The 13873-nt window shown below is 69.2% G+C and carries 14 protein-coding genes; 7 read left to right on the forward strand and 7 right to left on the reverse strand.

Annotation, left to right across the window (positions count from 1 at the left end):
* The first annotated feature begins 48 nt into the window (after nt 1-48).
* Nucleotides 49-1173, forward strand: a complete 1125-nt coding sequence (locus NVU01S_RS28005; RefSeq protein ID WP_043669134.1) for a hypothetical protein — start codon at nt 49-51, stop codon at nt 1171-1173.
* Between the two features lie 7 nt (nt 1174-1180).
* Here the strand turns inward: NVU01S_RS28005 and NVU01S_RS28010 are convergent, their stop codons facing one another.
* Nucleotides 1181-2221 (reverse strand): LLM class F420-dependent oxidoreductase, encoded by a 1041-nt coding sequence (locus NVU01S_RS28010; RefSeq protein WP_042261013.1) that lies wholly within the window; start codon nt 2219-2221, stop codon nt 1181-1183.
* A gap of 118 nt (nt 2222-2339) precedes the next feature.
* On the opposite strand from NVU01S_RS28010, the gene NVU01S_RS28015 reads away from it, so the two are divergent.
* From NVU01S_RS28015 to NVU01S_RS28030, 4 genes are all read left to right on the forward strand, one after another.
* Nucleotides 2340-2999 (forward strand): cyclodeaminase/cyclohydrolase family protein, encoded by a 660-nt coding sequence (locus tag NVU01S_RS28015; RefSeq protein ID WP_043669136.1) that lies wholly within the window; start codon nt 2340-2342, stop codon nt 2997-2999.
* A 97-nt stretch (nt 3000-3096) separates the two neighbouring features.
* Entirely contained in the window at nt 3097-4062 is a 966-nt protein-coding gene (locus NVU01S_RS28020; protein ID WP_043669460.1) for a TIGR03557 family F420-dependent LLM class oxidoreductase, read from the forward strand.
* Nucleotides 4063-4305: 243 nt separating this feature from the next.
* Nucleotides 4306-5055: a L,D-transpeptidase gene (locus tag NVU01S_RS28025; protein ID WP_043669139.1), complete on the forward strand. Its 750-nt coding sequence runs from the start codon at nt 4306-4308 to the stop codon at nt 5053-5055.
* Nucleotides 5056-5200: 145 nt separating this feature from the next.
* Nucleotides 5201-6109, forward strand: a complete 909-nt coding sequence (locus NVU01S_RS28030) for an alpha/beta hydrolase (protein ID WP_043669141.1) — start codon at nt 5201-5203, stop codon at nt 6107-6109.
* A 6-nt stretch (nt 6110-6115) separates the two neighbouring features.
* Here the strand turns inward: NVU01S_RS28030 and NVU01S_RS28035 are convergent, their stop codons facing one another.
* The gene (locus NVU01S_RS28035; protein ID WP_043669142.1) at nt 6116-7873 is read right to left on the reverse strand and encodes an ABC transporter ATP-binding protein; all 1758 of its coding nucleotides are present in this window, start codon (nt 7871-7873) and stop codon (nt 6116-6118) included.
* An 83-nt stretch (nt 7874-7956) separates the two neighbouring features.
* Between NVU01S_RS28035 and NVU01S_RS28040 the strand changes: the two genes are divergently transcribed.
* Both NVU01S_RS28040 and NVU01S_RS28045 read left to right on the forward strand, forming a co-directional pair.
* The gene (locus NVU01S_RS28040) at nt 7957-8382 is read left to right on the forward strand and encodes a MarR family winged helix-turn-helix transcriptional regulator (protein ID WP_043669463.1); all 426 of its coding nucleotides are present in this window, start codon (nt 7957-7959) and stop codon (nt 8380-8382) included.
* A 219-nt stretch (nt 8383-8601) separates the two neighbouring features.
* Nucleotides 8602-9363 carry a DUF8176 domain-containing protein gene (locus NVU01S_RS28045; RefSeq protein ID WP_156161541.1) on the forward strand — a complete coding sequence of 254 codons (762 nt, stop codon included), beginning with the start codon at nt 8602-8604 and terminating at the stop codon, nt 9361-9363.
* A gap of 9 nt (nt 9364-9372) precedes the next feature.
* Here NVU01S_RS28045 and NVU01S_RS28050 read toward each other — a convergent pair whose 3' ends face one another.
* The 5 genes from NVU01S_RS28050 to NVU01S_RS28070 form a co-directional block, all read right to left on the reverse strand.
* Nucleotides 9373-10506 carry a mandelate racemase/muconate lactonizing enzyme family protein gene (locus tag NVU01S_RS28050; protein WP_043669144.1) on the reverse strand — a complete coding sequence of 378 codons (1134 nt, stop codon included), beginning with the start codon at nt 10504-10506 and terminating at the stop codon, nt 9373-9375.
* Complete coding sequence (locus NVU01S_RS28055; RefSeq protein ID WP_043669146.1) at nt 10503-11882, reverse strand: aldehyde dehydrogenase family protein; 1380 nt, start codon at nt 11880-11882, stop codon at nt 10503-10505. Before NVU01S_RS28055 ends, NVU01S_RS28050 begins: the two co-directional genes overlap by 4 nt.
* Nucleotides 11879-12472, reverse strand: coding sequence for a thiamine pyrophosphate-dependent enzyme (locus NVU01S_RS28060; RefSeq protein WP_244467213.1), 594 nt, complete (start codon nt 12470-12472; stop codon nt 11879-11881). The genes NVU01S_RS28055 and NVU01S_RS28060 overlap by 4 nt, the downstream gene beginning before the upstream one ends.
* On the reverse strand, nt 12469-13011 hold the full coding sequence (locus NVU01S_RS28065; RefSeq protein WP_043669148.1) for a thiamine pyrophosphate-binding protein: 543 nt from the start codon (nt 13009-13011) through the stop codon (nt 12469-12471). The genes NVU01S_RS28060 and NVU01S_RS28065 overlap by 4 nt, the downstream gene beginning before the upstream one ends.
* A gap of 122 nt (nt 13012-13133) precedes the next feature.
* Nucleotides 13134-13853, reverse strand: a complete 720-nt coding sequence (locus NVU01S_RS28070) for a GntR family transcriptional regulator (RefSeq protein WP_043669151.1) — start codon at nt 13851-13853, stop codon at nt 13134-13136.
* Nucleotides 13854-13873: the final 20 nt, after the last annotated feature.

Here is a 13873-nt window from a genome sequence, read left to right on the forward strand (position 1 = left end):
GACTTCGTTCGCATGGTGTGTGTCAGGGGTCGGTGGGCGGCTGGATCGGTGGCGTTGGTGCTGGCGCTGACGGTTTCCTGCGCGGACCGGCGGGAGTATCCCGGGGACGAGTCGGGTGGGGTGCCCGGTGGTGCGGTGGGGGCGGTGGTGGTCGGACCGCTCGGGTTGGAAGCGGTCGGGGACGAGGATCGGACGATGCTTTTCGTGTTCGATCAGGAGGGGCGGGTGGTCGGGAAGGCGCTCGGAGCTGCGGTCAGCAATAGCCGGGTGCTCGCCGGCTCGGGGCGGATCGTCACCTCGTTCGCCGATTCGGTGTCGGCGCTGGCGGGCAACGGCCGCGAGCGGTTCGGGATCGAGCGGGAATCCATCGTGCAAGCCGCTGCCGGGCAACCTGGTAGCGGCGCGGCCACCATCTGGTACAACACCGGGGTTGTCAACGGCGAGTACGTCAATCGCTTCGTGTCGATCGGCGCGGGCGAGGCGAGGCGGACCGGACAGGTCGCGGGGATCGTCGGAACCACCTCGTACTGCGGGGAATCCAATTACGCGGTGGTGCGGCAATCGTTCGTCGGCACCGAGCAGAACCCGACGAAGAACTGGCTCTACGCACTCGGCGACGACAACGCACCGGTGGTGCGCGGTCAGTGGGATTACGACCCGGAATTCCGGCCGGTGACAACGACTTCCGCGTGCACCGAGGACGGCGGCGAGCTGGTCGCGCTCTACGCCTCCGAGCAGACCGCGACCGGCGGGGGTACCGGCCTGACGTTGGTGCGATTCCGGACGGCCGACGGTGCACGCACCGAAACCGCCTTGCACATGCCCGATTTCGGGTGGGAAACGCATCGCGGTTCGTTGACGGTGGCGCGCGGCAAGTTGTACTGGATCACCAGGAACGGTGAAGTGCTGTCGGCGCCCTTGGACGGAACGAACACCGTGACGAAGGAATGGACCGTGCACGGACCGCGCGACAAGGTCGCGTTGTCGGTGCACGGACCCACCGTGTCGGCGATCAGCTATCGCGGCAAGGCCGAATACTCCCGCTACGAACTCGCGACGGGTCGCCGCATCGCCGGGCCGGTCGCGCTCCCCTGGCTCGACGACATCGAGGGGAGCGAGACCGAAAGCGGCGGCAGCATCTACTCCGTCGCCGATATGACGGGGCTCGGCTGAGGCGGACTCAGTCGCAGAGGCCGCGCAACTGCTCGATCAGCTTGACCCGCTCGGCCGGGGTGGCCGCCATCGGGACCACGTTGAGCACGGTCGCCCCCGCCTCGGCGAACGCGGCGATCCGCTCCTTGACGTAGCCCGCCGGGCCGACCAGCGAGACGTCGCGGGCCAGCGCGTCGGGGACCGCCTTGGCCGCCTCTTCCTTCTTGCCCGCCAGGTAGAGCTCCTGAATGCGGTCGGCTTCGGCGCCGTAGCCGTATTTGGTGGCAAGCGTGTGATAGAAGTTCTTGCCCTTCGCGCCCATGCCGCCGATGTAGAGCGCCAGGTACGGCTTGACGAATGCCAGCAGCGGTTCGACGTTGTCGCCGATGGCCAGCGCCGGGCCCGCGTAGACCTGCAGGTCGCCGAGTTGCGGGTCGCGCTTGGCCAGACCGGCGGCCAGGGCATCGCCCCACACGTCCTTGGCCTTCTCCGGCAGGAAGAAGACCGGCTGCCAGCCTTCGGCGATCTCCGCGGTCAGCTCGACGTTCTTCGGGCCGAGCGAGGCGAGTAGCACCGGAATGCGTTCGCGCACCGGATGATTGATGAGTTTGAGCGCCTTGCCGAGACCGGTGCCCTGCCCTTCGGGCAGCGGGATCTGGTAGTACTTGCCGTGGTATTCGAGCCGCTCGCGCCGCCACACCTTGCGGCAGATCTCCACCAGTTCCCGGGTGCGGCCGATCGGCGCGTCGTAGGGGACGCCGTGGAAGCCCTCGATCACCTGCGGGCCCGAGGCGCCGAGGCCGAGGATGTAGCGGCCGTCGGAGACGAAGTCGAGACCGGCCGCGGTCATCGCGGTCAGGCTGGGCGTGCGGGTGTAGATCTGCAGGATGCCGGAGGCCAGCTCCAGCCGTGACGTCTTGGCCGCGAGGTAACCGAGCGCGCTCACCGCGTCGTAGGAGTAGGCCTCGGGCACGAACACGATGTCCAGACCGGCCCGTTCGAGGTCCACGACCTCGGCGGCCGCCTCTTTGAAACCGCCCGAGTAGTTGATGCTCAATCCGATCCGCATGGCACTCAACATAACGCCGTTTACGGGCGGCCGGTGCAGTGGGCCGGGTGCGACGGCCAACCGGTAGCGTTGACCGCGCACCGCTCCCCCTCGCCGGATATCGAAAGGCCACCCACCCGTGTCGCAGCCGAGCACGTCGTCCCAGGAAACCGCCTCGTCCTTCGGCGCGGCCACGCTCGCGCAGTACCTGTCCGACCTGGCTGCCAAGATCCCCGCGCCCGGCGGTGGCGCGGTCGCCGCGTTGCACGCCGCGCAGGCCGCTGCCCTGGTCGCGATGGTCGCGCGCTACACCACCCGAGCCAAGGACGCCGACAACCGGCCCGTGGTCGACCGCATCATCGAGGCCGCCGACGCCGCCCGGGGCCGGGCGCTCGCCCTCGCCGACGCCGACGCCGCCGCGTTCACCGCGGTGGGTGCGGCCTACAAGCTGCCCAAGGGCACGCCCGAAGAGGAGTCGGCCCGCACGGCGGCCATCAATGCCGCGCTGCTGGAGGCGGCGCGCGTGCCGGCCGCCGTCGTCGACGAGGCCGACGAGGTGCTCTCGCTGGCCGGTGAGCTGTTCCCGATCGGCAACCCGAACGTGGTCACCGATATCGGCGCCGCGGCCGACGCGTGCCGCGCCGCCGCCGCGAGCTCGCAACTCAACATCGAGATCAACGTGGCCTCGCTGCCCGCCGCCGAGGGCGACCGGTTCGCCCCGGTGTTGCTCCGGATCGAGGAGCTGGTGGCCCGCGCCGACGCGCTGCACGCCGACGTGGTGCACGCCCTGCGCAAATAGCCCGCGGGTTTCCGGTCCGCCCGGTCGGGTATGTCGGCGCTGAACGCCAGGTGAGCACGGTCGAACGGCCGTGCCCGACAGTGCCGAGGAGGTAGCCGTGCAGCTCGGATACAAGTTGGCCGCGGAGGCATTCGGGCCGAAAGAACTGATGCGCCAAGCGGTTCGGGCGGAGTCGGCGGGATTCGACTTCGTCGAGATCAGCGATCACTACCATCCGTGGCTGGACGAACAGGGCCATTCCCCGTTCGCCTGGACCGTGCTCGGCGCGATCGCGGCGCAGACCGAACGGATCGGCCTGGCCACCGGCGTGACCTGCCCGACGGTGCGCTACCACCCGGCGATCATCGCGCAGGCCGCGGCGACGCTGGCGCTGGTCTCCGACGGCCGGTTCACCCTGGGTGTCGGGTCCGGTGAGCGGTTGAACGAGCATGTGGTCGCCCGCGAGTTCCCGGACGCCCGGATCCGGCAGGAGATGTTGCGCGAGGCGCTGGAGATCATCCGGCTGCTGTGGCGCGGCGGCTATCAGTCCTACGACGGGCGTTACCTGTCGCTGTCGGACGCGCGGGTCTTCGATCTGCCCGAGCAACTGCCCGTGATCGCGGTCGCGGCCAGCGGCGCGCCCTCGGCCCGGATCGCCGCCGAACTCGGCGACGGACTGTTCGCCACCGAGCCGAAGCCGGAGATCATCGGGCACTATCGCGACAGCGGCGGCGACGGTCCCCGCTACGCCGAGGTGCCCATGGCGTGGGCCCTCGACGAGTCGACCGCGGCGAAGGCGGTGCTGGAGACCAGCCGCTGGGCGCTCACCGGCTGGAAGGTGATGAGCGAACTGCCCAACCCGGTGAACTTCGACGCGGCGTCGCGCACCGTGCGCGAAGAAGACGTGCTGGCGCAATTCGCCTGTGGCCCAGACCCTGCCCGCTACGTCGAGGTCGCGCAGCAGTACGTCGACGCGGGCTTCGACCATCTGGTCATGCAGAACGCGGGACCGGACCCGGACGGCTTCATCGATTTCTTCCAGCAGGAACTCGAGCCCCGGCTGCGCACCCTCGAGCCGTCCTGATCAGCTCGGCGCGTGCCACGGGGTGAGTACGACCTTGCCCCGCATGCAGGCCGCTGATCTGCACGAACGATCGTTTGGTGCGGTGGTCGGCGGGTTTGGTGGACGGCAAGGCGGGTAGGCAACGTAGAGAGGGGCATGGTCCGGTTACGACTGGACTACGGCCGGGATCGATTCATAGACCGAGTTGATCATGAGGCCTAAAATTGCATTCTTGCCTACCCATATCTCGTAAGGGGTGGAGCCATGAGAAATGTGCTCCGGTATCTGTTCTTGATGATCTTGGTCGCGGCAATGGCCCTCTGGTGGTCCGGCACCGCGACGGCCGCAATGGCCGGTACGGCGACGGCGAATCCGATCGAGCTGATCGGGCCGTCCGACGGGCAGGTGGTGGGCGTCGCCCACCCGGTCACCATCCGGTTCGCGCAACCGGTCGCCGATCGGGCCGCCACGGAACGCACCGTCGATATCCGGGCCACCGATCCACTGCCCGGCACGTTCGCGTGGACGACCGACCGGGAGGTCGTCTGGACGCCGACCGGGTATCTGCCCGCCAGCGCCCGTATCAGCGTCGGCGTCGGCCCGGCCCGCACCGAATTCCGTACCAACGTAGGCGTTTACGGTGACGCCGACATGTCCGCCCACACCTTCACGCTGACCGTCGGCGGCGAGTCCCGGACGATGCCGGCCTCGATGGGCAAGCCCGGCTTCGAGACGCCGTCCGGCCGGTTCCCGGTGCTGGAGAAGGCGCGCTCGGTCGTGTTCGATTCCAGGACCATCGGCATCCCGCTGAGTTCGCCCGAAGGCTACGTGATCAACGGCGAATTCGCCGAGCGCCTGACCTGGGGCGGGGTGTACATCCACTCAGCGCCGTGGTCGGTGGAGCAGCAGGGCAATTCGAACGTGAGCCACGGCTGCATCAACCTGGCCCCGGACGACGCCGCGTGGGTCTACTACACCATCAATATCGGCGATCCCGTCACCACACACTGGTGAGCAGTCACTGCCGTCGCCGCACACGAGCGCGGTGACGGCGGCGGGCCGGCTGTGACGGGCGCCACCCGGTACTACGGCTCCGATTCGTGCCATGATCGAGCAAATGGGACACACGGTCTCTTTCGACGGCATCAGGAGCTGACGGATGGCCCCACGTTCGGACATCGAATTCCGTTCGCACGGAACGACACTGCGCGGCTGGCTGTATCGCCCCGAGACCGCGGACGGTGACGTCCCCCTGGTCGTGCTGGCACACGGACTCGGCGCGGTGAAGGAGATGCGCCTCGACGCCTTCGCCGCACGCTTCGCCGCCGCGGGCCTCGCCGCCCTGGTTTTCGACTATCGGCATTTCGGCGCGAGCGACGGTACGCCGCGTCAACTGCTGAGCATCGGCCGCCAATTGGCGGACTGGTCGGCCGCGATCGACTACGCGAGCACCCTCGACGGCATCGATGCGTCCCGAATCGCTTTGTTCGGAACGTCTTTCAGCGGCGGGCACGTGCTGCAGGTGGCGGCGCGGGACCGGCGCGTCGCGGCGGTCGTCTCGCAGTGCCCGTTCACCGACGGACCGACCTCGGCGACGACCGTCGGGGTGCGGCCGCTGCTGGGCATCGCGGTCCGGGCCGGGCTGGACGTCGGCGCGGCCGTGCTGCGCCGCGCGCCGGTCACCGTCCCGTTGACCGGCGCGCCCGGCACGACGGCCCTGATGAACGCGCCGGACGCCGCCCCCGGCTACACCGGCCTGGTGCCTGCCGAGTTCACCCACCACGATGCGATCGCCGCGCGGATCGGGCTCACCCTCCCCCTGTACCGGCCCGGCCGCGCGCTGCGCAAGATCGACTGCCCGGTCTTCCTCGGCGTCTGCCTGACCGACAGCGTGGCGCCGCCCGGGCGCACCCTGCGCTACGCCGCGGCCGCCGGGCCGAACGTCGAGGTGCACGAGTACCAGGCGGGCCACTTCGACATCTATGTACCACCGGATTTCGACCAGGTGGTGGCCGACGAAACCGCCTTCCTGGTCGAGCATCTCGGGGTGCGTTCTACCTCGGCCTGATCGCGCTCACGCGGCGGCGGGCAGCACCTCGTTGCGGGAAACCAGAGCTGCATAACGGTTTTCGCGCGCCATGAGTTCGTCGTGGGTGCCGCTCTCCACGACGCGCCCGTGATCGAGCACGACGATCTGGTCCGCGTCGCGGATAGTGGACAGGCGGTGTGCGATGGTGATCGTGGTGCGCCCGGCCGAAAGCGCGTCGATGGCCTGCTGCACCTGCTGCTCGGTGTGGGTGTCCAGGGCACTGGTCGCCTCGTCGAGCACCAGGATCGGCGGATCGCGCAGGATCGCACGGGCCACCGCCAGCCGCTGCTTCTCGCCCCCGGAGAACCGGTAACCACGCTCGCCCACCATGGTGGCGTAGCCCTCGGGCAGGCTCATGATGTGGTCGTGGATCTGCGCGGCGCGCGCGGCGTCGTGCAGTTCCTGTTCTGTCGCATCGGGTTTCGCGAAGCGCAGGTTGTCCGCGACCGAGGCGTGGAACAGGTAGGTCTCCTGCGAGACCACGCCGACCGCCCCGGCGAGATCGGCGAAGGACAACTCGCGCACGTCTTTTCCGTCGATGGTGATCCGTCCGGAACTCACGTCGTAGAGCCGGGCCACCAGGTAGCCGAGTGTGGTCTTGCCGGAACCGGTTTCGCCGACGACGGCCAGGCTCGTCCCGGCCGGCACGCTGATATCGATATCGCGCAACACCGCTCGATCACCCGCTTCGTAGGCGAAGCCGACGTGTTCGAAGCGCACCGCGCCGGTCACCGGACCGAGCGGCACCGGCCGCGCGGGTTCCTCGATATCCGGCTGCAGATCGAGGTATTCGAAGATCCGGCCGAACAGCGCGAGCGAACTCTGTACCTCGACGCCGGTGGAGAGCAACTGCACCATCGGGCGCAGCAGCGTGGTCTGCAAGGTGGTGAACGCGACCAGCGTGCCGATCGACACCAGCGGCTTGCCCGCTGTGACGGTCAGTCCCGCTGCCCAGTAGATCACCGCGGGCATCGCCGACATGACGATCGTGATGGTCGACTGCCGCCACCGTCCCGCCATGCTCGCCCGGATCTCCAGATCTACCAGCCCGCGCGATTCGCGCGCGAAACCGTCCACCAGCGCGGGTGCGCGGCCCATCGTGCGGCCGAGCAGGATGCCGCTCACCGAGAGCGACTCCTCCACGATCGCCGACATGCCCGCCAGTTTCTGCTGGCGCTGGGCGGTGATCTTGCGGCGCTCGTTGCCGACGCGGCGGCTCACCCAGACGAAGAAGGGCAGCATGATCAGCGAGACCAGCGTGAGCCGCCAGTCCAGCACGATCATGGCGACGATCGCGGCGAGCACCGTGGTGAAGTTCGAGACCAGCGAGGTCGCAGTGGAGGTGACGGTGGACTGCATGCCGCCGATATCGTTGGCGATGCGCGACTGCACCTCACCGGTGCGTGTTCTGGTGAAGAAGGACAACGGCATTCGCTGCAACTGCGCGTACACCGCCGACCGCAGATCGTGCATCACATCCTGGCCCACGGTGGTCGAGATGTAGGTCTGCAAAACGCCGAACACACTGGTCAGCGCCGCGACCGCGACCATGCCCGCGGCGAGCAGGGTGAGCAGGCCGGTGCGCCCGTGCGGCAGCGCGTCGTCGAGCACCGCCCGCAGCATGAACGGCGAGGCCAGCGCGACGACCGAGGACAGGCCGACGAGCGCGGCGACCGCGGCCAGACGGGCCCGATAGGGGTGGAACAGCCGGACGATCCGGCGAAGCTGAGCTGGGGGCTGCATAGGCGGCTCCTTCCGAGGAACTACGTCATGAAACTGAGCATGGCTCATAATTGTTCCCGAAACAATGAGTTATGCTCAGCATCATGGAGACCGCCGAGACCGACCTCCCCGAACTGTTCCTGCGCGCGGCCAAACGTATCCGCCGCAATCAGTCGTCCCGGCTCGCCCCGCTCGGCCTCACCCCGGCTCAGGCCCGCGCCCTGCGCATCATCGGCCACCAGCACGAACCGCTGCGGATGACCGCGCTGGCCGACCGGCTCGGCATCGTCCCCCGCTCGGCGACCACCGTCGTCGACGCGCTCAGCGCCGCCGGCCTCGTGCACCGCACCACTGATCCGGCCAGCCGCCGCGCCACCCTCGTCACGCTCACCGACACCGGTCGCGCCACCCTCGGCCGCATGGCCGAAGCACGCCGCGAAGCCGCCGAAGAACTCTTCGCGACCCTCACCGCCGAACAGCGCGAAACCCTGCGCGCGCTGTTGGCTGCTTTGGACACCGCTACCTGCTAGCACTGTCGACTTGCCCGATCCCCGCGGCTCGATTCGGTCAATTCGCCCATTTCGCGAGACTTACCGACCGGTACCTCCTCGATGAGCGGGTACGCCCGCTAATGAGCAGTATTCTGCCCGGGGCGACGGCGTCGTCGGCGGGACTTGCGGGTCCGAGCGTTGCTGCATTCCGGGAACGCTGCGGATAACCTGGCGGTATGACCTGAAGAAGGTGGGGCGATGGATCGACCGGAGATGGGCTCACGGCCCGACAACGATTACGGGCGGGGGCCACAGATGATGCGACGCGGCGGACCGGACCAGCCGTCCGGACCCGACGACCGGTATCAGGGGGCGTACTCGGATTGGATGGACCGGCTGCCGGAACCGGAACCAGAGCCGGCCTACGAACCCGGTTACGCGTCGGGCTATTTCGAAGACGAGTTCAGCGGGCTGATCGACCGGTCCCGCGGCAGGCGCTCCGCGAAGCGGTGGCTGATCCCCGTGCTGGGCGTGGTCGTGGTCGGCGCGCTGGCCGCCGTCGCGTTCGTGGTGTTCGGCACCAACTCCTCGCCCGACACCGCGGCCGCGCCGACGCAGACCCTGGTGCCCGCCGCCGCGCCGGGCGCACCGTGCGAGGCCGAGCGGGTCGGTAACCGGATCAAGGGCAACGATCCGGGTGGATTCGACTCCGGCCCGGCCGCGATCTTCGCTTTCCAGCACGCGTATTACGTCGCGCGTTCCGGCGCAGAGGTCCGTGCGGCCACGACCCCCGATGCCGCGGTGGAGTCGGCCGAGGCCATCCAGCGCGGTATCGACACCATCCCGGCGGGCACCACCTACTGCGTCGCGATCACGCCGGGCGCGTTCGCCGGGCAGTACATGGTGGTGGTGACCGAGAACCGGCCCGGCCGCACCCCGGTCACCTACAACCCGCAGCTGGTCACCACCACCAAAGACGGGGCGCGCACGCTGATCAGTGCCATCAGCCCCGGCCAATGAGCCGGAGCGTCAGGCGAATTCGTACTCGGCTACGGCCCGCTCGTCGAATTCGATGCCGAGCCCGGGACGCGACGGGATGTGCACCTGGTTGGCCCCGTAGCGCAGCCGGGTCTCGGGCGTGAGCAGCCGTTCGAAGTTGTAGATGCCCTTCTCCAGCGCGAAATACTCGACCACGAGCGTGTTGCTCACCGCGCCGCACAGGTGCACGTGCAGGTTGTGGTGCCAGTGCGGCGCCATCTGCAAGCCGAACGCGTCCGCGGCGTGCGCGACCCGCAGCCATTCGGTGACGCCGCCGACCACCCCGGCGTCGGCCTGCAGCACCGCGGCCGCGCCCGCTTCGATGAGCTGGCGGAATTCCCAACGCGTCTGGTGGATTTCGCCGGTGGCAACGGGGGTGCGGATCTGCGCGGCCAGTTCGCCGTGCCCGGCGATCGCGTCCGGGGCGAGCGGTTCCTCGAACCACCACAGCCCGTGCTCGCCCGCCGCGCGCTCGAAAGCCTCGATGGCGGTGCGGGCTTCGTGCACGGAGCGGTAGGCGTTGTTGGCGTCGAGCGCGAGCCGGCCGGTGTCGCCGATGGTCTCGATCGCGGCGGCCACCCGGCGCGCGTCCTCGGCCACGCTCAGGCCGCCGACCTTGATCTTGTGATCGGTAAAGCCTTGGCCCGCATTGAATTCGATCTCCTTGCGCACCGCCTGCGTCCACTCGCCCTCGTCGGGCCGGTAGTAGCCGCCCGACGCGTAGGCGGGCAGCGGAGCCGTCGCGCCGCCGAGCAGGCTCACCAGGGGCAGGCCCGCCCGCTTCGCGCGCAGATCCCACAGCGCGATATCGATCGCCGACAGCGCTCGCAGCACCGCACCGCGCCGGCCCGCCAGCAGCGCCTCCTGATAGGCCAGGCTCCACAGGCCGGACACGTCGTTGTGGTCCGCGCCGAGGTACACCGGCGCCAGCACATCGTCGATCGCGCATTTGGTGAGCATGCCGCCGCTGGTCCCGGCGTAGGTGTAGCCGTGCCCGGTGGCGCCACTGTCGTCGGTGATCTCGACCAGGACATAGTGCCGATCGGTCAAGTCGCGGTTGGACATTCGGGTCGGCTTGTCGACCGGGATACCGACGACGCGGGCTCGGACACGGGTGATGGTCATCGACTGCTCCTCGCGGAAGAGGCGGTGCGTACCGCCTGGATGTTGGCGAATTCGGTGGCGCCGTAACTGCTCAGCTCCCGGCCGTGGCCGCTGGCTTTGACCCCGCCGACGGGCAGGCGCGGGTCGGATTCGGAGATGCGGTTGACGAAGACGGAACCCGCCGCGACCCGGTCCGCGAGTTGCTGTACCCGCCCGAGGTCGGTGCCCCAGATCGAACAGCTCAGGCCGTAGGCGGAGGCGTTCGCGGCCGTGAGCGCGGCGGCCGCCGAAGCGACCGGCAGCACCGCGCCGAGCGGGCCGAAGGTTTCCTCTTGAAAGGCAACGGCATACGTGTCCGGCACGGTCACGATGGTCGGCGGGAACCAGGCGCCCGGGCCGGAATCGGCGGCGCCGCCGGTCACTACCGTGCCGCCCGCGGCCAGCGTCGCGGTCAGCTGCCTGCGCAGCTCGTCGCGCAGGTCGGCCCGTGCCATCGGTCCGATATCGGTGCCGGGCAGCATCGGGTCGCCGACGACGAGCCGGTCCAGCTCGGCCACCATGGCGTCGGTGAAATCGGGAAAGACGCGCTGTTCGACGATGATTCGCTTCGCGGCGATGCAGCTCTGCCCGACGTTGAGGAACCGGGAGCGCACCGCCGCGGCCGCGGCGGCCGCGATATCGGCGTCGGAGAGCACGATGAACGGATCGGAACCGCCGAGTTCCAGCACGACCTTCTTCACCGCCGCGCCCGCACGCGCACCCACGATCGCGCCGACCCGGTTGCTGCCGGTGAACGCGACGGCGGCGATGCGGGCGTCATCGATGAGCGGGCCGATCCGGTCCGGCGGCAGCACCACGCTGGTCAGCACGCCGGTGCCGCACACCTCGTCGAACAGCCGTTGCACGGCGACGGCGCAACCGGTGACATTGTCGGCGTGCTTGAGCAGCACCGTGTTCCCGATCGCGAGGGCGGGCAGCATCGACCGGAACACCTGCCAGAACGGGTAGTTCCACGGCATGATCGCGAGCAGCACGCCCAGCGGCCGGACGCGGATCTGCCCGCTCTCGGGGAACACGTCGACCGCCTGGGGCCGCAGCAGATCGGCGACCCGATCGGCGTAGTAATCGCAAGTGAGGGCGCACTTTTCGAGTTCCGCGGCGGCCTGGGTGATGGGTTTGCCCATCTCGGTGGTGATCAGCGCCGCCAGCACCGGCGCGTCGGCGCGCAGGCGGGCGGCCAGCAGGCGCAGCCGGTCGGCCCGGTCCGCGACCGGCTCGTCGGCTGCCCGGCGCGCGGCCGTGACGGCTCGGTTCAGCAGGGCGGACAGCTGATGGTCGGGGGTGAAAGCGTAAGCCTCGAGCGGGTTTCCGGTGGCCGGGTCGATCGTGGTGATCATCGGGCCGCCTCGGTCACCCGGGCCGCCAGCCAGTCCTGGAAGCGGCGGCCGAGCACCACCGGATTCGCCAGCAGCTTCGGCACGCCGGTCGCGTTGCCCACCGCGATCTGCACATGCAGGAACACCGGGCCGTCCAGGGTCAGCGATTCGGCGAGCCGGGCCGACAGCTGTTCGGGATCGGCGGCCCGCAGCACGGTCCAGCCCGCCGCGGTCGCCAGCTCCCCCAGGTCGATGTGCGAACCGTAGGTCGGCAGGTTCGCGGTCGCGCCGTAGACGCCGTTGTCCAGCAGCACCAGCACCAGCTTCGCGGGGCGCAGGAAACCGCCCGTGGCAAGCACATTCGGGTTCATCAGCAGCGAACCGTCGCCCTCGACGGTCACCACCTTCGGCACCCCGGTATCGGCGAGGCCCAGGGCGATCCCGGTGGCGACCGAACCGGCCAGGCCCATCGCGTCGAGCAGATACAGGTGGTTCGGGCGGTCGGCGACCGCGGCCAGCTCCCGGCTGGAGGCGGCGCAGGTCACGACGACGGGCAGGTCGGCGGTTTGCTCGGCGACAAGTCGCAGAGCGTCGATGCGGTGCACGATCACGCGGCCTTTCCGTCGGTCGCCCAGAAGTGGGCGAGCACCACCACCGGCCGAAATGTCATGCGCGCGTGGACGCCCGCCTCGGTCACCACCTGTTCCCAATCCGAAGCCGTACTGCGCCGGTCCACTTCGAAGAACGGGAGGCCGAAACGCGTGAGCACGCCGGGGACATGCTGGCTGAACGTGTGGATCATCGAGTTGTATTCGCCGAGGCCGCCGCGCGTATTCGCGACGATCAGCAGCGGCAGGTGGTAGGCCAGGTTGAAGGTGGTCAGCGCGGTCAGCGCGTTACCGAAGCCGTTGTCCTGCATGACGATCGCGCCGAGCTTGCCGGTGAGCGGCAGCGCGCCCAGCACGCCCGCCGCCTCCTCCTCCCTGGACAGCGGAAAGACCCGCTCGGACCGGCCCGCCGCACCCCCGCTGGTGTGCACCAGCGCGTTGATGACGGGAGCCACGCTCACCGACGGCACGTACCCGACCAGATCCACCTCCGCCGCCCAGATACCTCTGGCGACCGACGCCGCATAAGAGTTGGAATTCACGAATGTCCCTTCGCCGGACCGGCTGCCGAGTAGCAGCCCACTTGATATGAGAAACATACTACTCTCAATGAGTAGCATGCAACTCTCAATTAGAGGTCAGCCACGGCATGGCGAGGGGTCGGTCAGTAGGTGACTTGCTCGCCTTCGGGGACCGAGACCGAGACCCAGCGACGCCATTCGGCGACCAGGCCGCGATTGTCGGCGCTGCTGTGCGCGACGAGCAGGTCACCGGAGCGGACCAGATGCTTGCGCATCGCGCGTTCGGCCGCGACGCCGTCGCGTTTGCGCAGGGCGTCGATGATGTCCCAGTGGTCCTTCAGAGCCGTGTCCACGGTCTGGTACCGCGGCACGCTGTGCCTGCCGTCCAGGGCGAGAGTCTGGCGCAGCTCGGCGACGAACTTGGCCAGCCGGCGATTGCCGCCGGCCTCCAGGATCAGTTCGTGCAGGCGTTCGTCGGCGGCGAAGTATTCGGCGCCGCCGTCGGCGGTGCGCTCCATGATCCGGTATTCGGCCAGCATCGCCTCGTCGTCGCGGCTGGTCATCACCGCCGCGGCGCTGCGGCAGGCCGGCGGCTCGAGCAGCACGCGCAGGCTGCACAGGTCGACGATGCCGCGCCCGTCCTGGCCGAGCACCCGTGCGCCCCGATTGCGTTCGATCTTGACCAGGCCCAGATCGGCCAGTTTCAACAGCGCCTCACGCACCGGCGTCCGCGAGGCCCCGAACCGTTCGCCCAGTTCCCGCGACGAATAGAGCACGCCACGCTCGAGCCGCCCCTGCCGGATCGCGTCCCGGATCTCGGCCGCGATCTGCTCGGACTTGCTCTCTACCGCATCCTCCGACAAGGCACCTCTTCAATGGACCG

It is taken from the genome of Nocardia vulneris (assembly GCF_001613425.1).
GTDB classification, from domain to species: Bacteria; Actinomycetota; Actinomycetes; order Mycobacteriales; family Mycobacteriaceae; genus Nocardia; species Nocardia vulneris.

Excerpts from the sequence above, each read along its gene's own strand:
- NVU01S_RS28025 (WP_043669139.1), top strand. The coding sequence starts at position 4,306 with ATGAGAAATGTGCTCCGGTATCTGTTCTTGATGATCTTGGTCGCGGCA.
- NVU01S_RS28030 (WP_043669141.1), top strand. The coding sequence starts at position 5,201 with ATGGCCCCACGTTCGGACATCGAATTCCGTTCGCACGGAACGACACTG.
- NVU01S_RS28055 (WP_043669146.1), bottom strand. The coding sequence starts at position 11,882 with ATGATCACCACGATCGACCCGGCCACCGGAAACCCGCTCGAGGCTTAC.
- NVU01S_RS28050 (WP_043669144.1), bottom strand. The coding sequence starts at position 10,506 with ATGACCATCACCCGTGTCCGAGCCCGCGTCGTCGGTATCCCGGTCGAC.
- NVU01S_RS28040 (WP_043669463.1), top strand. The coding sequence starts at position 7,957 with ATGGAGACCGCCGAGACCGACCTCCCCGAACTGTTCCTGCGCGCGGCC.
- NVU01S_RS28010 (WP_042261013.1), bottom strand. The coding sequence starts at position 2,221 with ATGCGGATCGGATTGAGCATCAACTACTCGGGCGGTTTCAAAGAGGCG.
- NVU01S_RS28035 (WP_043669142.1), bottom strand. The coding sequence starts at position 7,873 with ATGCAGCCCCCAGCTCAGCTTCGCCGGATCGTCCGGCTGTTCCACCCC.
- NVU01S_RS28045 (WP_156161541.1), top strand. The coding sequence starts at position 8,602 with ATGGATCGACCGGAGATGGGCTCACGGCCCGACAACGATTACGGGCGG.